The organism is Pseudomonas putida W15Oct28 (genome assembly GCF_000708715.2).
Taxonomy (GTDB): Bacteria; Pseudomonadota; Gammaproteobacteria; order Pseudomonadales; family Pseudomonadaceae; genus Aquipseudomonas; species Aquipseudomonas putida_R.
The window spans coordinates 1-24,507 of sequence record NZ_JENB01000053.1 but is presented as its reverse complement, the minus strand read 5'-3'; the positions used below and the strand labels follow the sequence as shown (position 1 = coordinate 24,507).

The window sequence follows — 24,507 nt, the reverse complement described above, 5'->3', positions numbered from 1 at the left end:
AACCTTAGCCTTCGCACACGATCAAAGGATGAACACTATGCGCAATTACGTCATGATTCCCGCCCTGCTGGCCCTCAGCGTTGGTCTTGCTGCCTGCTCGCACGACCCTAACGCCAACCTGGAGGCGGCCCGCACCAACTTCTCCTCGCTGCAGAGCGATCCGCAATCGAGCAAGGTCGCAGCGCTGGAGACCAAGGACGCCCAGGACTGGCTGAACAAAGCCGACAAGGCGTTCATGGACCGTGAAGACCAGAAGCAGGTCGACCAACTGGCCTACCTGACCAACCAGCGTGTTGAAGTGGCCAAGCAGACCATTGCCCTGCGCACCGCCGAAGGCGAACTGAAAAATGCCTCGGCCCAACGTGCACAGGCCAAGCTGGATGCCCGCGACGCGCAGATCGCCAAGCTGCAGGACAGCCTCAACGCCAAGCAGACCGACCGCGGTACGCTGGTAACCTTTGGCGATGTGCTGTTCGACTTCAACAAGGCCGAGCTCAAGAGCAACGCCTACCCGAACGTCACCAAGCTGGCCCAGTTCCTCCAGGAAAACCCTGAGCGCAAGGTGATTGTCGAGGGCTACACCGACAGCGTCGGCTCGGCCAACTACAACCAGAGCCTGTCCGAGCGCCGCGCTGGTGCGGTACGCATGGCACTGGTACGTGCCGGCGTCGACCCGGCGCGCATCGTTTCCCAGGGCTATGGCAAGGAGTACCCGGTAGCGGACAACGGCAGCAACTCGGGCCGTGCGCAAAACCGTCGTGTGGAGGTGACCATCTCCAACGACAACCAGCCGGTGGCACCGCGTGCGGTGAGCCAAGCGCAGCAGTAAGGCTGGCTGGCTGAACCCGGAACCCCGCCTTCATGGCGGGGTTTTTCATGCCTCGCGACCGAAAAAAGCACCTTTAAAAGCACTCTTTGAGGCACTACACTTCAATCACCGCCAATCACACTCATCGGTTGATACAACTATGACCTATCCGGTTCTTGCCGATCTGGCAGCATCCATCACAGACCTCAAGAAAGACCCTATGGGCACTATCCGCGAAGCTGCCGGTGAAACCGTGGTCATCCTCAATCGCAACGAACCGGCGTTCTATGCGGTTCCGCCAGAACGCTATGAAGCGATGATGGAATTGATCGACGACATGCAACTGGCTGAGCTTGTCCGTCAGCGGCGCGGTGGGCCTACCGTGAGAGTGGATATCGATGAGCTCATCGCCGAAGCCGAAGGAAACCAAAAGCTACGACCTTGAATTCGATGTGCGGGCAAGGAAGGAATTTCAAAAGCTCGATGGCGCATTGCAGGTTCAGTTCGCGAGGAAGCTGAAGGAGCGATTGGCTCAGCCCAGGGTGGAGAAAGACAAACTTTCCGGCATGCCGGACTGCTACAAGATCAAGCTGCGGTCGGCTGGTTATCGGTTGGTTTATCGGGTTTTCGATCAGCGCGTGGTGGTGATCGTCATCGCGGTAGGCAAGCGAGAGCGAAGCGATATTTACGATTCTGCCCGTTCACGCCTGAAATGACCTGACAGTCTTTTATGACCTGCTCGGGCCTCTTCGCGGATAAAGCCGCTCCCACAGGGACCGCGTCAAATCGGCTTTACGCAGTACCTGTGGGAGCGGCTTTAGCCGCGAAAGGGCCGGAACAGGCGCTGAAAAGATTGGCTCACTTCACCTGCTGCGGGGTTTCCTCGCCCATGCAGCGCACCGCACGCTTGCGGTTGTCCACCAGCACGCCGGTCAGGCCTTTCTGCTCGGTGTCGAACAGCACCAGCACGCCATCGACGCACTGGGCCACTTGCGGCGCCGGGGCCAGCGAAACCTTGTAGTCCTCGCCCGGGATGGTCTTGAGCATGGTGAAATCCTGCAGCAACAGGGCATCCTCAGGTTTGGCGAAATGCAGGTAACCGTAGTACCACAAGGCCCCCACCGTCACGATGATGCTGCCGACGCCGGTCAGGATCAGCGGGATGGCGTTGCGTTCTTCACTCATTGCTTGTTCTTCTCGTCAGGGAAATTGGGCACTTCGGCAAGCCGCCGCAGGCCGTTGAAATGGCTGGGGTCGTCGAGGAAACGCAGCATCACCTGGCGCCATGTAGGGTCGGCAAAGGTCTGCACGTGGCCACCTCGGGTCAGTTGCAGCACCCGCGGTGGTGGCGCGTGCTGGTACAGGCGGATGCCGTTGTCCATCGGCACCAGGTTGTCGTCGATGCTGTGGAAGAACAGCTTGGGCGGGCTGCTGAGTTGCTCGATCGAACGGATTGCACTGTCGCCGTCCGGCACCAGCCACGACAGCGGCACCTGCAACGGCCAGGTCATCCACGACGTGCTGAGGGCAAAGCGCCCGACTGAACGGTAACTGGCCGGCACGCCATCGAACACCAAGGCACTGAAGCGCTGCCGCTGCTCAGGGTGGGCCGCCAGGTAGTGAATGGCCATGGCCCCTCCAAGGCTTTGCCCCAGCAGCACCAGCGGCTTGCCCTTGACCTCGGGCGCCTGGTCAAGCCAGGCCATGGCGGCGGCGATATCTTCGTACACGTCTGGCAGGCTTGGCGTCCCCTGCGACAGGCCATAGCCGCGGTAATCGAGCATCAGCACCTGGTAGCCCTGCTCCGGCAGCCAGTAGCTGCCACCCAGATGCCCCGGCAGGTTGCCGCCGTTGCCGTGCAAGTGCAGTACCGTACCCTTGACCTCCACACCGGCCTTGGCCGGCAGCCACCAGCCGTGCAGGCGGATGCCATCAGCCGTGTTCAGCGTGACATCGCGGTACGCCAGCTTGGCCCGCTCAGGCGTAAAGGCCTGACCACGCTCTGGGTAGAACAGCAGGCTGCTGCAGCCGCCAAGGCCCAGCAGGACCAAGCCCAGGGCCAGCAGGCGGCAGCACTCAGAGAATGTTCGCGTAGTCGGCTTCAATACGGTCCAGGCTCAGGTGGTTGAGGAAGTTGGAGAAGCACATCCAGGCCGACAGCGCGTTAAGGTCGCGGAACTGCTCGGGCAGGTACTTGGGTGGGGCGACCAGGCCCTCCTCCACCAGCTGGCGCAAGGTGCGCATGTCTTCCAGGGTGGTCTTGCCACAGAACAGCAACGGGATCTGTTCGAGCTTGCCCTTCTTCACGGCCAACTGAATGTAGTTGTAAACCATGATGAAGCCCTTGAGGTAGGACAAGTCCTTGGTGAATGGCAGGCCATTGGGCACCGAGCCGCGGAACACCCGGCTGGCGTTGCTGTAGCTCTGCGCCATCTCGAAGCCTTGCTCGCGGAAGAAATTGAACACCTGAAGGAAATCGGCGCCCTCCTCGACCATGTGGATGGCGCGTGTGCGGTTGGTGAGCTTGCGCAGGCGGCTGGGGTAGGAGGCGAAGGCAATCACTTCCATGAGGATGGCCAGGCCTTCCTGGGTCACCGTCGACGAGGGCGGGCCCTTGGCCAGGAAGGTGCAGATTGGCTGGTTCAGGCCATTGAGCGTGGTACCGACATGCACCAGCCCTTCGTGCACCTCCAGCGCGCGTACGTCGCGGGCGTTGAACATGGCATCGGCGCGCACCTTGATGTAGTCGGCACCGGCCGCTGCATCGGCGACGATACCGTCGGACTCGAACACGCGGATGGTTTCCTCGGCCTCGCCGAACACCTTGTTCAGCCGGCGCTGGAGGATCTCCACGGCCTCCTTGGCGGTGAGGTTCTTCGGCTCGTCCTTCAGGTCGCCACGGCCATCGATGTTGTTCAGGTAATCCGACAGCATCAGACCGAGGTCGGCCAGGGTCGGGTCACCGGCATGGAAGGCATCGGAGGCAGCGCCATACAGCTCCTGGGAGATCAGGCCGAAGTCCTCGGTACCGCGCGCTTCGAGCATGCGCACCACCATGCGGTACTCGCGGCACATGCGCTTCATGATCTGCCCGACCGGGTTGAACTGGCCAAGCTGGCGGATGATGTCACGCTCGATGCCCTGGAACTCGGCCTTCACCGCGCCGGAATCGAACGACAGCGGGCGCGACTGGTAATAGGCGCGGTCGACGGCCGGCGGCTCCTTGCCCTTGGCCTTGAGGAAGCCCTGACGAATGTTGTCGTCCCATTTCACCGCGTCCAGCACCCGGATCGGGGTCTGTGCCGCGACAATGCGGTCGGACAGGGCGCGGATGGTTTGCTGGTATTCGTCCACCGGGGACTCCTTATTAGTACAAGAAACCTGTGCCGGCCTCTTCGCGGGCTTGCCCGCTCCCACAGGGACACCACAGGATCAGATACCTGTGAAATACCTGTGGGAGCGGGCAAGCCCGCGAAGAGGCCGGCACAGGCAACTACTTGCCCGAGCGCTGGAACCGCGCCACCTCGACGAACAGGTCGGAGTTGGCCGGGTCGTCCAGGTAGGCCAGCACCCGCGCCGACGGGCTGTCGATCAGCACGCCGTCGCCGTTGTCTTCCGGCACCTCGGTGCTGCGCCCGATCAGTTCCTTCTTGTCCACCGCCTGCTGCACCTGCTCGACATCCAGGTTGTAGACCACCAGTTCCTTGCCATCGACGATGTCGAAACCGCCAATCAGGAAGTTGCCCCCCAGGCGCTTGGGCACGCCGGCCGACAGGTACCAGCGGTTGCCGTGGCGCGACACGGTGAACACGTATTCCTCAGGGGCCTTGCCCTTGGCCGTGGCCACCGCCTTGTAGGCACCGCCGCCGCTGCGGCTGATGGTCAGCTTCAACGGCTCGCCCCAGGCGTCCTTGCTGCTCCACTTGCCGAGCAGGGCCTTGGGCGCCGCCTGGTTGCTGGGCAAGGGCTCATGGAAGGTCACCAGACAACCGCCCAGCAGCAGGAATGACAGAGTCAACAACACCACACGCCAGGCTTTCATCAGGTTCTCCTTGAAAAATCGGTCTCGGCTCAGGCCGATGCCAGCACCAGCTGCAGGTATCGGGTAAGCATAGCGAGCATCTGCCCATCGGCTTGCGCGTTCGCATCCTTGAGCAGGCCCTGATATTCCATCTGCTCGATAATCGCCGTCAACATCTGAGCGTCCTGTTCTGGTTGTCGCGACCCCACCACCTGCAGCAATTGCCGGGTGCCGTGCAGCAGGATCTGCTCGTGGGCACGCACCAGCTCAGCCAGGCGTGGGCACAGCAGCGCCTCTTGGCGGAAGGCCTGTTCGGCCATCAGGAAGTCGCGGCGGTTCAGCAGTTGCCGCTGAACATAGTCGGCAGTCATGCGCGCCACTTCGTCAGCCAGCCGCGCCCGTGCCGCCGGGCTGCCGTCACCCTGGGCCAGCAACTGGCGCAGTACCACTTCGGTGTTGGCCCACAGCTTGGCCATGTAGGCGGCACTGCGCTCGACATACTGGGCGAAGGTATCGGTGAGCAGGTCCTCGATGTCCTTGAAGTAGTAGGTGGTGGCCGACAGCGGCACAGCGGCCTCGGCGGCCACCGCACGGTGGCGCACACCGCGCACGCCATCGCGCACGACGATGCGCATGGCGGCGTCGAGGATCAGCTGGCGGCGCTGTTCGCTGCCTTGGCGGGCAGTCTTGCGGCCTTGGTATTGCACGTTTTCGGCGACGGCGGTAGCGATGCCGGCGGCGCCTTGGTCAGGCATGACAGGTGTCACGGGGATACCTCATGGGCAGTGTTTCATCAGTGCCGGCCTCTTCGCGGGCACGCCCGCTCCCACAGGGACACCACAACATTCAGGACCTGTGCAAGACCTGTGGGAGCGGGCTTGCCCGCGAAGAGGCCAGTACAGACAACATAAAGCTTCAGGCAAGAAAAAGCCGCCTCGAAAGGCGGCTTGTTCAATTCACTCAGGCCTGTGGACGCATGTGCGGGAACAGGATCACGTCGCGGATCGACGGAGAGTTGGTCAGCAGCATCACCAGGCGGTCGATGCCGATGCCTTCACCGGCGGTCGGCGGCATGCCGTACTCCAGCGCACGCACGAAGTCGGCGTCGTAGTGCATGGCTTCGTCGTCACCGGCGTCCTTCTCGGCCACCTGGGCCAGGAAGCGCTCGGCCTGGTCTTCGGCATCGTTGAGCTCGGAGTAGGCGTTGGCGATTTCGCGGCCACCGATGAACAGCTCGAAGCGGTCGGTAACGGCCGGGTTGTCGTCGTTGCGACGGGCCAGCGGCGACACTTCGAACGGGTACTCGGTGATGAAGTGCGGCTGCTCCAGCTTGTGCTCGACCAGCTCTTCGAAAATCATCACCTGCAGCTTGCCCAGGCCTTCGTGGCCCAGCACCTTGGCACCGGCCTTCTTGGCGATGTCGCGGGCGCGGTCAACGTCCTGCAGGTCGGCAGCGGTAAGCTCCGGGTTGTACTTGAGGATCGAGTCGAACACCGACAGGCGCACGAACGGCTCGCCGAAGTGGAACACCTTGTCGCCGTAAGGCACGTCGGTGCTGCCCAGTACCAGCTGCGCCAGCTCGCGGAACAGCTCTTCGGTGAGGTCCATGTTGTCGTTGTAGTCGGCGTAAGCCTGGTAGAACTCGAGCATGGTGAATTCGGGGTTGTGACGCGTCGAGACACCTTCGTTACGGAAGTTGCGGTTGATCTCGAACACCTTTTCAAAGCCACCCACCACCAGGCGCTTGAGGTACAGCTCCGGCGCGATACGCAGGAACATGGCCATGTCCAGGGCGTTGTGGTGGGTTTCGAAAGGCTTGGCCGCCGCGCCGCCCGGGATGGTTTGCAGCATCGGCGTCTCGACTTCGAGGAAGTCACGCTCGATGAGGAACTTGCGAATGTGCGAGATCACCTGCGAACGCACACGGAAGGTGTGGCGGGTTTCTTCGTTGACCATCAGGTCGACGTAACGCTGGCGGTAGCGCTGTTCGGTGTCGGTCAGGCCGTGGTGCTTGTCGGGCAGCGGGCGCAGCGACTTGGTCAGCAGGCGCACGTTGGTCATTTCGACGTACAGGTCGCCCTTGCCGGAACGGGCCAGGGTGCCTTCGGCGCTGATGATGTCGCCCAGGTCCCAGGTCTTGACTGCGGCCAGGGTTTCTTCCGACAGGGTCTTGCGGTTGACGTAGACCTGGATGCGACCGGTCATGTCCTGGATAACCATGAACGAGCCACGGTTGAGCATGATACGGCCGGCAACCTTGACCGGAATCGCGGCTGCTTCCAGCTCTTCCTTGGTCTTGTCCGCGTACTGTTTCTGCAGGTCGTTGCAGTAGCTGTCGCGACGGAAGTCGTTGGGGAAGGCGTTGCCTTTGGCGCGCTCGGCGGCAAGTTTTTCCTTGCGCAGGGCGATCAGGGCATTTTCTTCCTGTTGCAGGTCTTGCGATTCGGTCTTGAGGTCGCTCATGTCGTCACATCTTCCATCAGGGAATTCATTGCCCTCGCCCGCAGGCGAGGGTCTTTCAGCAGGAATGAAGCTTACAGGCCCTGTTTCAGGCTGGCTTCCAGGTATTCGTCGATATCACCGTCGAGCACCTTGTTGCAGTCGCTGCGTTCAACGTTGGTGCGCAGGTCCTTGATCCGCGACGCGTCGAGCACGTACGAGCGAATCTGGTGGCCCCAGCCGATGTCCGACTTGCTGTCTTCCAGCGCTTGCGAAGCGGCGTTGCGCTTCTGCATTTCCAGCTCGTACAACTTGGCCCGCAGCATTTTCATGGCGGTGTCCTTGTTGGCGTGCTGGGAGCGTTCGTTCTGGCAAGCCACCACGGTGTTGGTCGGCACGTGGGTGATACGTACCGCGGAGTCGGTGGTGTTCACGTGCTGACCACCAGCGCCCGAGGAGCGGTAGGTGTCGATACGCAGGTCGGACGGGTTGATGTCGATCTCGACCTTGTCGTCGATCTCGGGCGACACGAACACCGCCGAGAACGAGGTGTGACGACGGGCGCCGGAGTCGAACGGGCTCTTGCGCACCAGACGGTGCACGCCGATTTCGGTGCGCAGCCAGCCAAAGGCGTACTCGCCCTTGATGTGCACGGTAGCGCCTTTGATGCCGGCGACTTCACCTTCGGAAAGCTCGATGATGGTGGCGTCGAAACCGCGCTTGTCGGCCCAGCGCAGGTACATGCGCAACAGAATGTTGGCCCAGTCCTGGGCTTCGGTGCCGCCGGAACCGGCCTGGATGTCCAGGTAGGCGTTGTTCATGTCCATCTCGCCGCTGAACATGCGGCGGAACTCAAGCTTCGCCAGGGCTTCTTCCAGGCGCTGCAGTTCGGCGGTCACGTCCTCGACGGCGGCTTCGTCGTTTTCTTCGACGGCCATCTCCAGCAAGTCGCGGCAGTCGTTCAGGCCACCGGACATTTCATCCAGGGTTTCGACGATCTGCTTCAGGGCAGCGAGCTCGCGGCCCAGTTCCTGGGCGTATTCGGGCTTGTTCCAGACGTTTGGGTCTTCCAGCTCGCGATTGACTTCGATCAGGCGGTCATGCTTGTGATCGTAGTCAAAGATACCCCCGAATGGACTGGGAACGCTCGGTGAGGTCCTTGATGGTGTTCAGAATCGGTTGGATTTCCATGGGCGCGCGGCTCTCGTACGAATTCGGTGAAAAGCCCGCGAGTATAACCGAGTCCGGTGCCCGGCGGCAGACCCGCTTGGCAGTCAGCACTGGCCTCTTCGCGGGCACGCCCGCTCCCACAGGCTATGCATTCCCCTGTGGGAGCGGGCGTGCCCGCGAAAAAACCAACGCAAATCCCCCGTCAGGCGATACCCACCTGGTTACGCCCGCTGTTCTTGGCCTGGTACAAGCCTTTGTCCGCCGCCGAGATCAGTTGCCGGCAGTGGCTGCCGACGGCCGGGGTCTGGGTGGCCAGGCCAATGCTCACGGTCAGGTGCGAGTCGGCCACCGGGGCGCTGTGCGGGATGCCCAGCCCCAGCACGGTCTGGCGCAGCTTCTCGGCCACCAGGCGTGCCCCGCCTGGCGAGGTATTGGGCAGCACCAGGGCGAATTCCTCGCCGCCATAGCGGGCAGGCAGGTCGGTCGGCCGCGAGCACGAGCCACGGATCGCCTCGGCCACCTGGCGCAAGGCCTCGTCGCCGGCCAGGTGGCCGAAGCTGTCGTTGTAGGCCTTGAAATAATCCACATCGATCATCAGCAACGACAACTGCTGCTGTTCACGCATGGCCCGGCGCCATTCCAGCTCCAGGTACTCGTCGAAGTGGCGGCGGTTGGACAGCCCGGTCAGGCCATCGGAGTTCATCAGCCGCTGCAGCATCAGGTTGGAGTCGAGCAACTGCTGCTGGCTGACGCGCAGGGCGCGGTAGGCCTCGTCGCGTTGCAGCAGGGTCAGGTAGGAGCGCGAATGGTAGCGAATGCGCGCTACCAGTTCGATGGTGTCCGGCAGCTTGACCAGGTAGTCGTTGGCCCCGGCGGCAAACGCCGCGCTTTTGACCAGCGGGTCTTCCTTGGTCGACAGGACAATGATCGGGATGTCCTGGGTGGCCGGGTTGTTGCGGTATTCGCGCACCAGGGTCAAGCCATCCAGGCCAGGCATGATCAGGTCCTGAAGGATGACCGTGGGCTTTATGCGCATGGCCTGGACCACCGCCTGGTGCGGGTCGGCACAGAAGTGGAAGTCGATGTTGTCTTCATTGGCCAGACCACGCCGCACCGCCTCGCCGATCATGGCCTGGTCGTCGACCAGCAGCACCATCGCCGAGTTTTCGTTGGTGGTGGCAAAACCTTCGATCGGTAAGTCATTCATACCTGTTCACCCGAACACTGCCGTTCTGGCGGCGTGATTCAATACATTTCGTCATTTTGCGAAAAAGTCCATCAAGCGCCCGGCTATGCGTTCCAGCGGGCGAATTTCCACTGCGGCATCGATTGCCGCGGCGGCCTTGGGCATGCCGTACACCGCACTGCTGGCCTGGTCCTGGGCAATGGTCAGAAAGCCCTGCTGACGCATCAGCTTCAGGCCTTGGGCGCCGTCGCGCCCCATGCCGGTAAGCAGCACGCCCACCGCATCGCCATTCCAGTAACGTGCCACGCTCTCGAAGAACACATCGATCGAGGGCCGGTAGATTTCATTGACAGGTTCGGCAGTGTAGGCCAGTTGGCCATTCTGTAGCAGGCGAATGTGGTGGTTGGTGCCGGCCAGCAATACCTGGCCCGGCTGCGGCGGCTCGCCTTCACGGGCCAGGCGCACCGGCAGGCCGGCTGCGCTGCTGAGCCACTCTGCCATGCCGGCAGCAAACACCTGGTCCACATGCTGAACCAGCACGATGGCCGCCGGAAACGCTGCAGGCAAGCCCTTGAGCAGCACTTCGAGGGCTGCCGGGCCACCCGCCGACGAACCGATCGCCACCAGCCCGCGACGCTGCGAGGCCTCACGCAGCGGTGTGGCCACCGGCCTTGCCGCTGGCGTGCGCTGCTGGCCGACCAGCCAGCCGATATTGAGGATTTTGCGCAGCAGTGGCGCCGCCGCTTCGCGGGCATCGCCAGCGCCCAGTGCCGGGGTGTCGACCACGTCGAGGGCGCCATGGCCCATGGCCTCGAACACGCGGTGCACGTTCTGTTGGCGGTCCACCGTGACGATGACGATGGCGCACGGGGTTTCGGCCATGATCCGCCGGGTGGCCTCCACGCCGTCCATCACCGGCATGATCAGGTCCATCAGGATCAGGTCCGGCAGTTGCTCGGCGCAACGCTGTACCGCCTCGGCGCCATTGCTGGCCACCCACACCACCTGGTGTGCGGGCTCGAAGGCAACCGCCCGGCGCAACGCCTCGACGGCCATGGGCATGTCATTGACGATGGCGATCTTCATCCTTGAGCACCTCCGATCAGCTCGACTACAGCCTCCAGCAACGCATCGTCGTGGAAACTGGCTTTCGCCAAATAGTAGTCGGCGCCAGCATCCAGGCCACGCCGTCGGTCTTCCTCACGGTCCTTGTAGGACACCACCATCACCGGCAGCGATTGCAGGCGCTGGTCGCGACGCACCAGGGTGACCAGTTCGATGCCGTCCATGCGTGGCATGTCGATGTCAGTGATCAGCAGGTCGAAGTCCTCGCTGCGCAGGGCGTTCCAGCCGTCCATGCCATCTACCGCCACCGCCACGTCGTAGCCGCGGTTGCCCAGCAGCTTGCGTTGCAGCTCGCGCACGGTCAGCGAATCGTCGACCACCAGGATGCGCTTGCGCACCACGCCACGGGCGCCGCTGCTGCCGCGTTCGACGCGCTCCAGGCTGCCGGTGCTGAGCAGTTTCTCCACCGAACGCAGCAGGTCTTCGACATCGACGATCAGCACCACCGAGCCGTCATCGAGCAAGGCGCCGGAAGAAATGTCCTGCACCTTGCCCAGCCGTGGGTCGAGCGGCATCACCACCAGTACCCGCTCACCTATCAGCCGCTCCACGGCCACGCCGTACAGCTGCTCGCGCTCACGGATCACCACCACCCGCAGGCTGCCGTCCTGCGCCTGGCCGGCCGGCCGGTTCAACAACTGGCTGGCCGCCACCAGGCCGATAAGCCGGCCTTCGTGCCAGAAATGCTGGCGCCCTTCGATTTGCACGATCTGCTCGGTGGTCACTTCCAGCGTGCGTTCGATGTGGGCAAGCGGGAAGGCATAGGCCTCGCCACCCACCTCGATCACCAGGCTGCGCACCACCGACAGGGTCAGCGGCACCTGCAGGTGGAAGCGGCAGCCCTGCCCCGCCACCTGGGTCAGCTCGATGGAACCGCGCAGTTCGCGGATCATGTGCTGCACCGCATCCAGCCCAACGCCGCGCCCGGACACTTCGGTGACGTTGTCGCGCAGGCTGAAGCCGGGCAGGAACAGGAACGTCAGCAGTTCTGCATCACTCATCCGCGCCACCGTGTCGGCAGGCGACAGGGCGCGCTCGACGATGCTGCTGCGCAAGCGCTCCAGGTCGATGCCGGCACCATCGTCGATCAGCTCCAGGCTGAGCATGCCGGCCTGGTGCGAGGCGCGCAGGCGAATCACGCCTTCCTCTGGCTTGCCCGCCAGCAGGCGACGCTCCGGTAGCTCGATGCCGTGGTCGACCGCGTTGCGCAGCAGGTGGGTCAGCGGTGCTTCGAGCTTTTCCAGCACATCGCGGTCGACCTGGGTCTTTTCCCCGTCTACCGCCAGCTGTACCGGTTTGCCCAACGAGCGGCCAAGGTCTCGGACCATACGGCTCTGGCCGGTCAGCACATCGGCGAACGGCCGCATCCGGCAGGCCAGGGCGGTGTCGTACAACAACTGTGCACGCTGGCTGGCCTGCCAGCCGAATTCGTCCAGATCGGCGGCCTGCTGCTGCAGGATCTGCTGGGTTTCCGCCAGCAGGCGCTGGGTTTGCATCAAGGCTTCGAGCACCTCGCTGCCCTGGCCACTGTCTTCCAACTGCATGCGCAGGCCATCAAGCGCCTGCATGCCCTGGCCATGCATGCGTTTGAGGCGCTGCAAAGTGGCCAGGTAGGGCTTGAGCCGCTGGGTTTCCACCAGCGACTTGCTGGACAGGTCGAGCAGGCTGTTGAGGCGGTCGGCGGTGACCCGCAGTACCCGCTCGGCACCTTCGCCGCCGCGTTTGCCGGCCTTGCGGCGCGGGGCAGGCTCGGGGTCGGGCTCCAGGGCTTCCAGTGGCAACGCCAGAGGCTCGGCTGGCAAGGTCGCCAGCGGCAGGTCTGGCAGCACTGGCAGTGGCGGCGGCACGGCAGGCATGGCCACAGCCCCTGGGTCGAGCAGGCTGGCCATTTGCGCGAGGAATACGGGCAAGGTTGCCTGCGCCTCGACGTCGCCGGGTGTGGCGATACGCATCAGCAGATCGGTGCCTTGCAACAGCGCGTCGATGTGCTCGGCACTCAGGCGCAAGCGGCCCTCCTGTGCTGCTACCAGGCAGTCCTCCATGACGTGGGCGACGCTGACGCCGGCATCCACGCCAACGATGCGCGCCGCGCCCTTCAGCGAGTGGGCGGCGCGCATGCAGGCCTCGAGCTGGTCAGCCTGAGTAGGGTTGCGCTCCAGCGCCATCAGGCCGGCGCTGAGTACCTGGGTCTGTGCCTCGGCCTCCAGGCTGAACAGTTCGAGCAACGATGCGTCGCGCATTTGCTCTGGGGTCATGACAGGCTCCGCTGCACGGCAGACAGTAAGTGTTGATCGTCCAGCACTCGCACGCTGCGGCCGCGCCACTGCAGGACTGCGGCGGTAAAGCGCGTGGCGTCCTGGCCGCTGCCCAGCAGCAGCGGATCGAGCCGGTGAATACCGTCGATTTCCTCAACGGCCATCACTACCGGCCCACCTTCGGCGGCCAGAATCAGCATGCGTGGCATCGCCCGACCGCTACGTTGCTCGGTGGCGCCATCCTGTACACCCAGCAAATCAGCCAGTGACAGGCACGGCACCAACGCACCGCGTACATTGGCAACCCCCTGCAGCAACCGCGAGCGCTGGTGCGGCAGCGAATGCACCGCCTGCAACGGGGCGATTTCGGCCAGGCTGGCGGTGGCCAGCGCCAGCCACTCTTCGCCCAGGCGGAACAGCAGCATGGAACGGCCGGTGTTTTCCTCCACCGGCTGCGCCACCGCAGCCTGGTGGTCCTGCATCAGCGCGTAGCGGTCAAGCAGCCGGGTGGCCGCAGCCGCATACACGTCGCAGTTTCGGCAGTGGACATGCCGCTCCAGCAGCGGGCACTGCTTGTCGCCGTGCACGCCAATACGGTTCCAGCAGTCGTCGATGTGCGCGTCATCCTCGGCCAGCAGTTGCATCGCCGTCTCACCCTTCATCGTTCAGGCTCCCTGCCAACCCGTGCAGCGCGGTCCTGCAAGCGCCGGGCACCGGCCAGGTCACCCTGGGACGCCAGCAAGGCCGCCAGGTGTACCAGCGCCTCGGGGTGCTGCGGCTCCAGGTACAGGGCTTTGCGATAATGGGTCAGCGCCTGCTGCGCATCGCCTTCGGTATCACTGAGCAGCCCCAGCCAGTAGTACACCTGCGCCGACGGCGCGAACTGTCCCAGGTAGCGCTGGCATTCGGCACGCGCCTGCTCGCTGGCGCCGGCATTGGCAAGCCGGGCAATGCTGGCCAGCAGCTCACTTGCGTGCTCGCGCGCATGCTCGCGGGCCGGCGCTGGCTTGGCCGCCATCGGCAGTACACGCAGCGGGCGCGGCAGCGGCGCGCCGGGGGGCGGATAACCCGCCGTGGCCAGCGGCGGCACGGTGCGCCGTGCGGGTTGCACAGGGGCCACTGCCAGCGGGGCACTGCCACCCTCCTGGCGCACATAGGCGAACGACTGGGCGATCCCCTGCGGGCGCATGCCCAGCCGCGCCAGCAAGCTGCCTTCGGCCGGGCCGATGAACAGCACACCCTGCGGATGCAGCAGGCGCTTGAGCACCTCGAAAACGCGCTGCTGGGTCTGCACGTCAAAGTAGATCAACAGGTTGCGACAGAACACGAAGTCGTAAAGGCCGTCGCGGCTGGCCAGCGCAGGATCGAGCACATTGCCCACCTGCAGGCTGACTTGCTGCTGTACCCGACTGTGCAGGCGGTGGCCTTCGTCGAGGGCATCGAAGTAGCGCTCGCGAAAGCCCAGGTCGCTGCCGCGAAACGCGTTACGCCCATACACGGCCTGCCCGGCCTTGGTTACCGAACTGGGGCTGATGTCCATGCCATCGATCATGAACGCCCCCGGCGCCATGCCCGCGTCGAGCAAAGCCATGGCCAGCGAATAGGGTTCCTCGCCGGTCGAGCATGGCAGGCTGAGCAGCCGCAGTGGGCGTGCCCCGGCCAGTTCGGCCAAGCGCTTGTGTGCCAGGCTGGCCAGGGCGGTAAAGGACTCCGGGTAGCGGAAGAACCAGGTTTCCGGGACGATCACCGCCTCGATCAACGCCTGTTGCTCATCCGCCGACTGCTGCAGGCGCAGCCAGTAATCGTCCAGGTCGACGGCGCCCACGGCCACGCAACGCTGACGCAGCGCGCGCTCGACCATGGGCGCACCTACCGACTCGACGTCCAGGCCGATGCGCTCGCGCAAGAAGCGGAAGAAACGCTGTTCGTTCATGTCGGCATCCCTGTCGGTTCATCCGTGTACAGCAGGTGGTGCACGGCATCTGGCAGCAGATCGTTGACTTCGATGCGCTGCAGCAGGCCCAGGGCATCTTGGCGTACCGGGCCCAGATACGGGGCTTCGCCGCTGTCCACGCCATAAGGCTGGAACTCGTCGGGGTGGCAGCGCAGGGTCTCGGTGGCCTGCTCCAGGATCAGGCCAAGCTGCAGGCCGCCACGATAATGCACCAGCACCAGGCGGGTGCTGGTGCGGTGCGCCGCCGGCTGGCCAAAACTCAGCGCGGCAAGGTCGATCACCGGAACCAGGTGGCCACGATGGGCGAGGATGCCCGCGACCCAGGCAGGTGCCTGGGCAATCGGCTTGAGTGGCTGGCGCGGCAGCACCTCGATCACCTCGTGCACGCTCAGGGCAAAGCGTTGCTCCCTGAGGCGAAACTGCAGGTACAACGCGCCCTTGACGTTGTGCGCGGGTGCGCCGCGCGGTGGCAAGTCGTTCATCGCGGTCAGACTTTGAAGCGCGACACGCCGCCACGCAGGCCGGCGGCCACCTGGCTCAGTTCATCGATGGCAAAACTGGCCTGGCGCAGCGACTCGACGGTCTGGGTACTGGCATCGCTGAGCTGCGCCAGCGCCTGGTTGATCTGCTCGGCACCGGTGGCCTGGGCCTGCATGCCTTCGTTGACCATCAGCACGCGCGGCGCCAGGGCCTGTACCTGGTGAATGATCTGGCTGAGCTGCTCGCCCACCTGCTGTACCTCGAACATGCCGCGGCGCACTTCTTCGGAGAACTTGTCCATGCCCATGACCCCGGCCGACACCGCCGACTGGATCTCGCGCACCATCTGCTCGATGTCGTAGGTGGCCACGGCGGTCTGGTCGGCCAGGCGGCGCACTTCGGTGGCTACCACAGCAAAGCCACGGCCGTACTCGCCGGCCTTTTCCGCTTCGATGGCGGCATTGAGCGACAGCAGGTTGGTCTGGTCGGCAACCTTGACGATGGTCACCACCATCTGGGTGATGTTGCTGGCCTTTTCGTTGAGGATGCCAAGCTTGGCGTTGACCAGGTCGGCAGCGCCCATCACCTGGTGCATGGTCTCTTCCATACGCGCCAGCCCCTGCTGGCCGGAGCCGGCCAGGCTGGAAGCCTGATCAGCGGCAGAAGTGACTTCGGTCATGGTGCGCACCAGGTCACGCGAGGTGGCGGCAATTTCCCGCGAGGTGGCGCCGATTTCCGTGGTGGTGGCGGCGGTCTCGGTGGCGGTGGCCTGCTGCTGCTTGGAGGTGGCAGCGATCTCGGTCACCGACGTGGTGACCTGCACCGACGAACGCTGGGCCTGGGCCACCAGGTTGGCCAGCGCCTCGGCCATTTCGTTGAAGCCGCTTTCGATGGCGCCGAACTCGTCCTTGCGGTCCAGGCTCAGGCGCATGCTCAGGTCGCCAGAGCGCAGCCTGTCGAGGGCATGCACGATGCGCTGCATGGGGGCGGTAATGGCACGCATCAGCAAAAGGCCGCAAATGCCGGCGGCGACGATGGCGAGCAGCAGCGAAACCACCATGCTGCCCTTGGCCGTATTCACGGCGCTGACGATCTCGCTGGTAGCGGCGTCGGCGGCGGCACGGTTGTGCTCGATCACTTCGTTGAGATGCTTGCGCCCGTCCACCCAGGCCGGGGTGAGTACATCGGTAATCAACCGCTGCGCTTCGTCGTAGTCATGCGCCCGATAGGCATCGAGCACCTGGCCGACAAGCTTGACGTAATTTTCTTCCAGCTGGATGAAGGCGTCGAAGCGGGTCTGGTCGTCTTTGTCCTGGATAGTGGACTGGTAACTGGCCATGTGCTGTTTCAGCCGGTCTTCGAAACTTTTGAACAGTTCCATGTCGGCCGAGGTGATTTCGCGGTGGTTGGACAGGCCCACCAGTTGCTGGCTGGTGACGTAGCTGTCAACCCAGGCGCTGCGGATCATCGAGCTGTAGTAGACCCCGGGAATGCTGTCGGTTCCCACCGCCTCTTCGGCGGTTTCGATGGTCACCAACCGCGAGTAGGCGGCCACGATCATCAGCAGCATGATGGCGATGATCACGGCGAAACTTGCCAGGATCCGTTGGCGCAAGGTCCAGTTCTTCACATTCAGCCCTCAGGAATTCACAACGAGCGGGAAAAATCGCTGAAGTATAGCCCAGAGGCCTTACAGATTTGCGGGTGATGTGAGGGGTAAACAGGCATCCCTGCTGATGGACATGCCATTTGCTGGTCCTGAAGGGCACTTCATTTTGTGGGAGCGGCCTTGTGTCGCGAAAGGGGCGCGAAGCGCCCCCAGCTTTTCGCATAAATGCAAAAATTGCCGGGGCCGCTTTGCGGCCCTTTCGCGACACAAGGCCGCTCCCACAAGGACCGTGCCGATTATTGGCCTGCGGCAAGCCGCACCTGGCTTTCCAGCTCCCGGCGCAAACCCGGGTCCAGGCGCAGTTGGCGGGCCAGTTCGTCCAGGTAGGAACGCTCCATGAAGTTCTCCTGGTCGACCATCATCACGCTGGCCAGGTACATCTCGGCGGCCATTTCCGGCGTTTGCGCGGCGCGGGCCACTTCGGCCGGGTCCAGCGGCTTGTTCAGCTCGGCATGCAGCCAGTGCTGCAGCTCACGGTCGCTGTCCAGGCGGGTGAACTCGCCCTCGATCAGCGCCCGCTCGCGCTCGTCGATATGGCCATCGGACTTGGCCGCCGCCACCAGCGCCCGCAGCACTGCCTGGCTGTGCTGCTCGACCTGAGCGGGTGGCAGGCGGTCGACGGTTTGCGGTTCGGCTGCGGCGCCCTGCTGATTGGCCTGCCAGTTGCCATAGGCTTTGTAGGCCAGCACACCCAGCGCAGCCAGGCCGCCGTAGGTCAGGGCCTTGCCGCCGTACTTGCGGGCCTTCTTGCTACCGAGCAGCAGGCCCAGAGCGCCGCCGCCCAACAGGCCGCCACCTGCACCGGACAACAGCCCGCCAAGCCCACCGGCAGCGCTGCCGGATTTGTTGGCGCCGCCCTGTTTTTCGAGCATTTGCTGGCCGGATTTGAGCAGTTGGTCAAGCAAGCCGCGGGTGTTCATTCATGTGTCTCCACGTAAGAAGATTCAACCGCCAGAGTAAGGCTTGGCGGAGCACACGCCACCGTGGATTTGCTTCCGGATGTTGCATTGGCTGGCAAAAAGCCAACTAGACTCGATATCGCCAATACCTCGCGCGACCGCACTACGCTTATAACGATTGCTTCACGGCTTGCTTGATGACTGCCCCGAACAAGATCTCCAAAAAGAGGGAACACCATGTCAGTGCACAAGACCGCATTGCTCGGCGCCATGACGGGCGCCGTGCTGGCCAGCGCCAGCCTGCAGGCTGCCGAACCGCCCAAGGCCCTGGGGCCCGGCGAGGGGCGCCTGGATATCGTCGCCTGGCCGGGCTACATCGAGCGCGGTGAAAGCGACAAGGCCTACGACTGGGTGACCGGCTTTGAAAAGGAAACCGGCTGCAAGGTCAGTGTGAAGACAGCCGCCACCTCGGACGAGATGGTCAGCCTGATGACCAAGGGCGGTTATGACCTGGTCACCGCCTCGGGCGATGCCTCGCTGCGGCTGATCGCGGGCAAGCGCGTGCAGCCGATCAACACCGCCCTGATCCCCAACTGGAAGAACATCGACCCGCGCCTGCAGAACGGTGGCTGGTACGTGGTCGACAAGCAGGTATACGGCACCCCGTACCAGTGGGGGCCGAACGTGCTGCTGTACAACACCAATACCTTCAAGCAGGCCCCAACCAGCTGGGGTGTGGTGTTCGAGCCGCAGAACCTGCCCGACGGCAAGCCTAACAAGGGCCGCGTGCAAGCCTACGACGGGCCGATCTACATCGCAGACGCGGCGCTGTACCTGAAGTCGACCAAGCCCGAACTGGGTATCAACGACCCCTACGAGCTGAACGAGGCGCAGTACAAGGCCGTGCTGGAACTGCTGCGCCAGCAGCAACCGCTGATCCACCGTTACTGGCATGACGCCACGGTGCAGATGAGCGACGTGAAGAACGAAGGCGTGGTCGCCTCCAGCTCCTGGGGCTACATGGTCAATGGCCTGAAGGCCGAAAACCAACCGGTGGCCTCGACCATTCCCAAGGAGGGCGCGACCGGCTGGGCCGACACCACCATGCTGCACGCCGAGGCCAAGCACCCCAACTGCGCGTACAAGTGGATGGACTGGTCATTGCAGCCGAAAGTGCAAGGTGACGTGGCCGCCTGGTTCGGCTCGTTGCCGGCGGTGCCAGCGGCGTGCACCGGCAGCGAATTGCTGGGCGCCGAGGGTTGCAAGACCAACGGGTTCGACAACTTCGACAAGATCGCATTCTGGAAAACCCCGCAGGCCCAGGGGGGCAAGTTCGTGCCGTATAGCCGATGGACCCAGGACTACATTGCGATCATGGGTGGGCGCTGAGGTTGCCTGAATGCCTGTGCCGGCCCTTTCGCGGCGGTTCGACGTCTCGATGAACCCGCTCCCACAGGTTTGCGCTCTACCTGTGGGAGCGGGTTCACCCGCGAAGAGGCCGGCACAGGAGAAACATTGATGTCCGGAGCCCCCGCATGCCCCTAGCCGTCCAGTTCACCCAGGTTTCCCGCACCTTCGGCGAGGTCAAGGCTGTCGATCAGGTCAGCATCGACATCATCGATGGCGAGTTCTTCTCCATGCTCGGCCCTTCCGGCTCGGGCAAGACCACCTGCCTGCGCCTGATCGCCGGCTTCGAACAACCCACCAGCGGTTCGATCCGCATCCACGGCGTCGAGGCCGCTGGCGTGCCGCCCTACCAGCGCGACGTCAACACCGTGTTCCAGGACTACGCGCTGTTCCCGCACATGAACGTGCTGGACAACATCGCCTATGGCCTGAAAGTGAAAGGCGTGGCCAAGGCCGAGCGCCACAGCCGCGCCGAAGAGGCCCTGGCCATGGTGGCCCTGGCCGGCTACGGCGCGCGCAAGCCGGCGCAGCTGTCCGGCGGCCAGCGCCAGCGCGTGGCCCTGGCCCGTGCCCTGGTCAACCGGCCAAGGGTATTGCTGCTGGATGAACCCCTGGGCGCGCTGGACCTGAAGTTACGCGAACAGATGCAGGGCGAGCTGAAAAAACTGCAGCGCCAACTGGGCATCACCTTCATCTTCGTCACCCACGACCAGACCGAGGCCCTGTCGATGTCCGACCGGGTCGCGGTGTTCAACCGCGGCCGTATCGAACAGGTCGACACCCCGCGCAACCTGTACATGAAGCCCGCTACCACCTTCGTCGCCGAATTCGTCGGCACCTCCAACGTGGTGCGTGGCGAGCTGGCCATGCAGCTCAATGGCAGCCCGGCGCCCTTCTCCATCCGCCCCGAGCACATCCGCCTGGGCGAGCCCGTGGTGACCAGCCATGAGGTGCAAGTCAGCGGCTTGTTGCGCGATGTCCAGTACCAGGGCAGCGCCACCCGCTTCGAGCTGCAACTGGACAGCGGCCAGCTGTTGGCGGTAAGCCAGGCCAACGACCGCTGGCAAGCGCAGGCCCAGGCCTGGCAGCCCGGGCAACGGGTGCTGGCACACTGGCCTCGCGAGGCCATGACAGTGCTGCAGGAAACCGAGGCCCGCTGACATGAGCACACTGCGCAGCCTGTCCAACCTGCTGTACCGGCGCCCCAACCTGTACCTGGCACTGCTGCTGGTACCCCCGCTGACCTGGTTCGGCGCAATTTACCTGGGCTCGTTGCTGAACCTGCTGTGGCAAGGTTTCTACACCTTCGACGACTTCACCATGGCGGTGACCCCGGACCTGACCTTGGGCAACTTCGCCGCGCTGTTCAACCCGTCGAACTTCGACATCATCCTGCGCACCCTGGGCATGGCGGTGGCCGTGTCATTGGCCAGCGCGGTACTGGCCTTCCCCATCGCCTATTACATGGCGCGCTTCACCAGCGGCAAGACCAAGGCGTTTTTCTACATCGCGGTGATGATGCCGATGTGGGCCAGCTACATCGTCAAGACCTATGCCTGGACCCTGCTGCTGGCCAAGGGCGGGGTAGCCCAGTGGTTCGTCCAGCAGATGCACCTTGATGGCCTGCTGCAAGCGGTGCTGGCCGTGCCGGGCGTGGGCGGCAGCACGCTGTCGACCTCCCACCTGGGGCGCTTCATGGTGTTCGTGTACATCTGGCTGCCGTTCATGATCCTGCCGATCCAGGCCTCGCTGGAGCGCCTGCCGCCTTCGCTGCTGCAGGCCTCGGCAGACCTTGGCGCACGGCCTGGGCAAACCTTCGTGCAGGTGATCTTGCCACTGTCGATCCCGGGCATCGCCGCCGGCTCGATCTTCACCTTCTCGCTCACCCTGGGTGACTTCATCGTGCCGCAGCTGGTCGGCCCGCCCGGTTACTTCATCGGCAGCATGGTCTATGCCCAGCAAGGGGCCATCGGCAACATGCCGATGGCCGCCGCGTTCACCCTGGTGCCCATCGTGCTGATTGCGGTGTACCTGTCCATCGTCAAGCGCCTGGGGGCCTTCGATGCACTCTGAAAAAGCTTCAACAGGGCTGCGCCTGGCGGCCTGGGGCGGGTTGCTGTTCCTGCACTTTCCGATCCTGATCATCTTCCTGTACGCCTTCAACACCGAAGACGCAGCGTTCAGCTTCCCGCCCAAGGGCTTCACCCTGAAGTGGATCGGCGTGGCCTTCGCCCGGCCCGATGTGCTGGAGGCGATCAAACTGTCGCTGCAGGTCGCTTGCCTGGCCACGCTGATTGCCCTGGTGCTCGGCACACTGGCGTCGGTCGCGTTGTATCGGCGCAGCTTCTTCGGCAAGGAGAGCATTTCGCTGATGCTGATCCTGCCCATCGCCCTGCCCGGCATCATCACCGGCATCGCCCTGCTCTCGGCGTTCAAGACCTTGGGCATAGAGCCCGGGGTGTTCACCATCGTGGTCGGCCACGCCACGTTCTGCGTGGTGATCGTCTACAACAACGTGATCGCCCGCCTGCGGCGCACCTCGCAAAGCCTGATCGAAGCGTCGATGGACCTGGGCGCCGATGGCTGGCAGACCTTCCGCTACATCATCCTGCCCAACCTCGGCTCGGCGCTGCTGGCCGGCGGCATGCTGGCGTTTGCCCTGTCGTTCGATGAAATCATCGTCACCACCTTCACCGCCGGCCACGAACGCACCCTGCCGATCTGGCTGCTCAACCAGCTCAGCCGCCCGCGCGACGTGCCGGTAACCAACGTAGTCGCCATGCTGGTGATGCTGGTGACCATGCTGCCGATCCTTGGCGCCTATTACCTGACCCGTGGCGGCGAAAGCGTTGCGGGCAGTGGCAAATGACACTGGAGGAGTCCCCGATGCAGACGCAGATGCTGATCAATGGCCAACTGGTCGCTGGCCAAGGCCCGGCCTGGACCGTGCTCAACCCGGCGCAGGGAACCGCCCTGGCGCAGATCAACGAAGCCACCGAGGCCCAGGTGGACAGCGCCGTGCGCGCCGCCGACCAGGCCTTCGACAGCTGGTCGCAAACCAGCCCCAAGGAGCGCTCGCAAACCTTGCTGGCGCTGGCGGACGCCATCGAAGCCCATGGCGATGAACTGGCCCGGCTGGAATCGCAGAACTGCGGCAAGCCGCTGAGCGCCGCGTTGAACGACGAAATCCCGGCGATTGCCGATGTGTTCCGCTACTTTGCCGGTGCGGCGCGCTGCCTGGGCGGCTTGGCGGCCGGCGAATACCTGCCGGGCCACACCTCGATGATCCGCCGTGACCCGTTGGGTGTGGTTGCCTCCATCGCTCCGTGGAACTACCCGTTGATGATGCTGGCCTGGAAGATCGCCCCGGCCCTGGCAGCGGGCAACACGGTGGTGATCAAACCCTCCGAACTGACCCCGCTGACCGCCTTGCGCCTGGGTGAGCTGGCCCAGGACCTGCTGCCACCGGGCGTACTGAACATTCTCTTTGGCCGCGGCCAGACCGTCGGCAACCCGCTGGTCAACCACCCCAAGGTGCGCATGGTGTCGCTGACCGGCTCGATCCCCACTGGCGCGCACATCATCAGCGCCACCGCGGACAGCGTGAAACGCATGCACATGGAGCTGGGCGGCAAGGCCCCGGTGCTGGTGTTCGACGATGCCGACATCGACGCCGCCATCGACGGCATCCGCACCTTCGGCTTCTACAACGCCGGCCAGGACTGCACCGCAGCCTGCCGCCTGTACGTGCAGGACGGGGTCTACGAGCGCTTCGTCGAGCGCCTGGGTGAAGCCGTCGCCAGCCTCAAGCCCGGCCTGCAAGAGGCCGAGGACACAGAGCTGGGGCCGCTGATCAGTGCCCAGCACCGCGACAAGGTCGCAGGCCTTGTGCAGCGGGCCATCGCCCAACCGCACATTCGCCTGGTGACCGGTGGCAAGGCGATTGATGGCGATGGTTTCTTCTTCGAACCGACGGTGCTGGCCGACGCCCTGCAGGACGACGAGATCGTGCGCAACGAAGTGTTCGGCCCTGTGGTATCCGTCACCCGCTTCACTGACGAAGCGCAGGCGCTGGAATGGGCCAACGACTCCAACTACGGCCTGGCCTCATCGGTCTGGACCCGCGACACCGGCCGCGCCCACCGCCTCGCGGCGCGCTTGCAGTACGGCTGCACCTGGGTGAATACCCACTTCATGCTGGTCAGCGAAATGCCCCATGGCGGGCAGAAGCATTCGGGGTATGGGAAGGATATGTCGATGTATGGGCTGGAGGACTACACCTGTGTGCGGCATGTGATGATCAAGCATTAAGTGCTCATGCTGACCGAGGGTGCTGACTGCCCCTCGGTCAAAATCTCAGAAATTTCCTTCAACCGAGATCTACTCCCTCCTACTGCTCATCCATTGAACCTGCGCGACTGGTATCATAATCTGATACCATGAATAATCATCAGAAAACCAGACTTGAAGCACTACTGAAAAGGCCGGCTCCCAGGACACTGGAATGGGCGCGAGTGGAGTCACTGTTGGTATCGCTGGGTGCCAGGGTCATAGAAGGAAGAGGGTCACGGGTTCGTTTCGAACTCAATGGAGCGGTGGCAACCTTCCACCGCCCTCATCCAGACAAGCACGCCAAGCCCTATCAACTGCGAGACGCCCGCCAGTTCCTTGAGCAGGCAGGAGTATTACCATGAATGTAATGACCTACCGCGGCTACGCCGCTCGTATCGAATACAGCGACGAAGACCAGTTGCTGATCGGCCATGTCGCAGGTATTCGCGACGTGATCGGTTTTCATGGCGAATCGATCAGTGAGTTGCGTCAAGCATTCGAAGAGGCCGTGGACGACTATCTTGAGACGTGTGAACGCCTTGGGCGAGAACCGCAGAAGACGTACTCGGGCAAGCTCAGCCTGCGCCTTGAGCCTACTCTTCACGCCAGCGTGGCGGCCAAGGCGGAACTGGCAGAGAAGAGCATCAACCAATGGGTAAGCGATATTCTCAGCAAGGCTGCCTATAACTGATTCGAGCTGCCAATACGGTCGTTGTAGGAGCGGCCTTGCCGGGGCGCCGGACCGGTCGGAATGGGCCGCAA

At 63.8% G+C, this 24,507-nt stretch carries 25 protein-coding genes; 10 read left to right on the top strand and 15 right to left on the bottom strand.

The window, feature by feature from the left end; all coding sequences use genetic code 11:
* The first annotated feature begins 37 nt into the window (after positions 1-37).
* The 3 genes from AK81_RS24645 (at position 38) to AK81_RS24635 (ending at position 1,524) form a co-directional block, all read left to right on the top strand.
* A complete protein-coding gene (locus AK81_RS24645) occupies positions 38-829 on the top strand; it encodes an OmpA family protein (RefSeq protein WP_043203433.1) in 792 nt (263 codons plus the stop codon).
* 139 nt (positions 830-968) lie between these two features.
* Positions 969-1,253: a type II toxin-antitoxin system Phd/YefM family antitoxin gene (locus tag AK81_RS24640; RefSeq protein ID WP_081042149.1), complete on the top strand. Its 285-nt coding sequence runs from the start codon at positions 969-971 to the stop codon at positions 1,251-1,253.
* Entirely contained in the window at positions 1,207-1,524 is a 318-nt protein-coding gene (locus tag AK81_RS24635) for a type II toxin-antitoxin system RelE family toxin (RefSeq protein WP_043203429.1), read from the top strand. Before AK81_RS24640 ends, AK81_RS24635 begins: the two co-directional genes overlap by 47 nt.
* A 142-nt stretch (positions 1,525-1,666) precedes the next feature.
* Here the strand turns inward: AK81_RS24635 and AK81_RS24630 are convergent, their stop codons facing one another.
* From AK81_RS24630 to AK81_RS24560, 15 genes are all read right to left on the bottom strand, one after another.
* Entirely contained in the window at positions 1,667-1,993 is a 327-nt protein-coding gene (locus AK81_RS24630; RefSeq protein WP_043203427.1) for a hypothetical protein, read from the bottom strand.
* A complete protein-coding gene (locus tag AK81_RS24625) occupies positions 1,990-2,913 on the bottom strand; it encodes an alpha/beta hydrolase (RefSeq protein ID WP_043203426.1) in 924 nt (307 codons plus the stop codon). The genes AK81_RS24630 and AK81_RS24625 overlap by 4 nt, the downstream gene beginning before the upstream one ends.
* The gene (locus AK81_RS24620; RefSeq protein ID WP_043203424.1) at positions 2,885-4,162 is read right to left on the bottom strand and encodes a flavohemoglobin expression-modulating QEGLA motif protein; all 1,278 of its coding nucleotides are present in this window, start codon (positions 4,160-4,162) and stop codon (positions 2,885-2,887) included. Before AK81_RS24620 ends, AK81_RS24625 begins: the two co-directional genes overlap by 29 nt.
* Before the next feature lie 139 nt (positions 4,163-4,301).
* Positions 4,302-4,850 carry a hypothetical protein gene (locus AK81_RS24615; RefSeq protein ID WP_043203422.1) on the bottom strand — a complete coding sequence of 183 codons (549 nt, stop codon included), beginning with the start codon at positions 4,848-4,850 and terminating at the stop codon, positions 4,302-4,304.
* A gap of 29 nt (positions 4,851-4,879) precedes the next feature.
* Positions 4,880-5,584 (bottom strand): TetR/AcrR family transcriptional regulator, encoded by a 705-nt coding sequence (locus tag AK81_RS24610; protein ID WP_041167855.1) that lies wholly within the window; start codon positions 5,582-5,584, stop codon positions 4,880-4,882.
* Positions 5,585-5,789: 205 nt separating this feature from the next.
* The gene (gene lysS, locus AK81_RS24605) at positions 5,790-7,292 is read right to left on the bottom strand and encodes a lysine--tRNA ligase (RefSeq protein ID WP_043203421.1); all 1,503 of its coding nucleotides are present in this window, start codon (positions 7,290-7,292) and stop codon (positions 5,790-5,792) included.
* A 71-nt stretch (positions 7,293-7,363) separates the two neighbouring features.
* Positions 7,364-8,459 (bottom strand): peptide chain release factor 2 gene (gene prfB / locus AK81_RS29935; RefSeq protein ID WP_154100842.1). Its coding sequence is split into 2 segments (ribosomal slippage): positions 7,364-8,386 and positions 8,388-8,459, totalling 1,095 coding nucleotides; the frame shifts between segments, so codons are not numbered across the junction.
* 181 nt (positions 8,460-8,640) lie between these two features.
* Entirely contained in the window at positions 8,641-9,645 is a 1,005-nt protein-coding gene (gene wspR / locus AK81_RS24595) for a Wsp signal transduction system regulator diguanylate cyclase WspR (protein ID WP_043203418.1), read from the bottom strand.
* Between the two features lie 51 nt (positions 9,646-9,696).
* Positions 9,697-10,710 carry a Wsp signal transduction system protein-glutamate methylesterase WspF gene (wspF, locus tag AK81_RS24590; protein WP_043203417.1) on the bottom strand — a complete coding sequence of 338 codons (1,014 nt, stop codon included), beginning with the start codon at positions 10,708-10,710 and terminating at the stop codon, positions 9,697-9,699.
* Positions 10,707-13,004 carry a hybrid sensor histidine kinase/response regulator gene (locus AK81_RS24585; protein ID WP_043203415.1) on the bottom strand — a complete coding sequence of 766 codons (2,298 nt, stop codon included), beginning with the start codon at positions 13,002-13,004 and terminating at the stop codon, positions 10,707-10,709. Before AK81_RS24585 ends, wspF begins: the two co-directional genes overlap by 4 nt.
* A complete protein-coding gene (locus tag AK81_RS24580) occupies positions 13,001-13,666 on the bottom strand; it encodes a chemotaxis protein CheW (protein WP_043203414.1) in 666 nt (221 codons plus the stop codon). Before AK81_RS24580 ends, AK81_RS24585 begins: the two co-directional genes overlap by 4 nt.
* A complete protein-coding gene (locus AK81_RS24575; protein WP_043203412.1) occupies positions 13,663-14,937 on the bottom strand; it encodes a CheR family methyltransferase in 1,275 nt (424 codons plus the stop codon). Before AK81_RS24575 ends, AK81_RS24580 begins: the two co-directional genes overlap by 4 nt.
* Positions 14,934-15,440: a chemotaxis protein CheW gene (locus AK81_RS24570; protein ID WP_043203409.1), complete on the bottom strand. Its 507-nt coding sequence runs from the start codon at positions 15,438-15,440 to the stop codon at positions 14,934-14,936. The genes AK81_RS24575 and AK81_RS24570 overlap by 4 nt, the downstream gene beginning before the upstream one ends.
* A 5-nt stretch (positions 15,441-15,445) precedes the next feature.
* Positions 15,446-17,068 (bottom strand): methyl-accepting chemotaxis protein, encoded by a 1,623-nt coding sequence (locus AK81_RS24565; protein ID WP_043203407.1) that lies wholly within the window; start codon positions 17,066-17,068, stop codon positions 15,446-15,448.
* Between the two features lie 275 nt (positions 17,069-17,343).
* Positions 17,344-18,027, bottom strand: a complete 684-nt coding sequence (locus AK81_RS24560; protein ID WP_043203405.1) for a tellurite resistance TerB family protein — start codon at positions 18,025-18,027, stop codon at positions 17,344-17,346.
* Between the two features lie 216 nt (positions 18,028-18,243).
* On the opposite strand from AK81_RS24560, the gene ydcS reads away from it, so the two are divergent.
* From ydcS to AK81_RS24530, 7 genes are all read left to right on the top strand, one after another.
* Positions 18,244-19,395, top strand: coding sequence for a putative ABC transporter substrate-binding protein YdcS (gene ydcS, locus AK81_RS24555; RefSeq protein WP_043203402.1), 1,152 nt, complete (start codon positions 18,244-18,246; stop codon positions 19,393-19,395).
* Positions 19,396-19,541: 146 nt separating this feature from the next.
* Positions 19,542-20,573, top strand: a complete 1,032-nt coding sequence (locus tag AK81_RS24550; RefSeq protein WP_043203399.1) for an ABC transporter ATP-binding protein — start codon at positions 19,542-19,544, stop codon at positions 20,571-20,573.
* Position 20,574: 1 nt separating this feature from the next.
* Positions 20,575-21,486, top strand: coding sequence for an ABC transporter permease (locus tag AK81_RS24545; RefSeq protein ID WP_043203398.1), 912 nt, complete (start codon positions 20,575-20,577; stop codon positions 21,484-21,486).
* A complete protein-coding gene (locus AK81_RS24540) occupies positions 21,476-22,282 on the top strand; it encodes an ABC transporter permease (RefSeq protein WP_043203395.1) in 807 nt (268 codons plus the stop codon). Before AK81_RS24545 ends, AK81_RS24540 begins: the two co-directional genes overlap by 11 nt.
* A gap of 17 nt (positions 22,283-22,299) precedes the next feature.
* Entirely contained in the window at positions 22,300-23,724 is a 1,425-nt protein-coding gene (locus AK81_RS24535) for a gamma-aminobutyraldehyde dehydrogenase (protein WP_043203392.1), read from the top strand.
* A 128-nt stretch (positions 23,725-23,852) separates the two neighbouring features.
* Positions 23,853-24,107, top strand: coding sequence for a type II toxin-antitoxin system HicA family toxin (locus AK81_RS28740; protein WP_081042148.1), 255 nt, complete (start codon positions 23,853-23,855; stop codon positions 24,105-24,107).
* Positions 24,104-24,436 carry a type II toxin-antitoxin system HicB family antitoxin gene (locus tag AK81_RS24530; RefSeq protein ID WP_043203391.1) on the top strand — a complete coding sequence of 111 codons (333 nt, stop codon included), beginning with the start codon at positions 24,104-24,106 and terminating at the stop codon, positions 24,434-24,436. The genes AK81_RS28740 and AK81_RS24530 overlap by 4 nt, the downstream gene beginning before the upstream one ends.
* Positions 24,437-24,507: the final 71 nt, after the last annotated feature.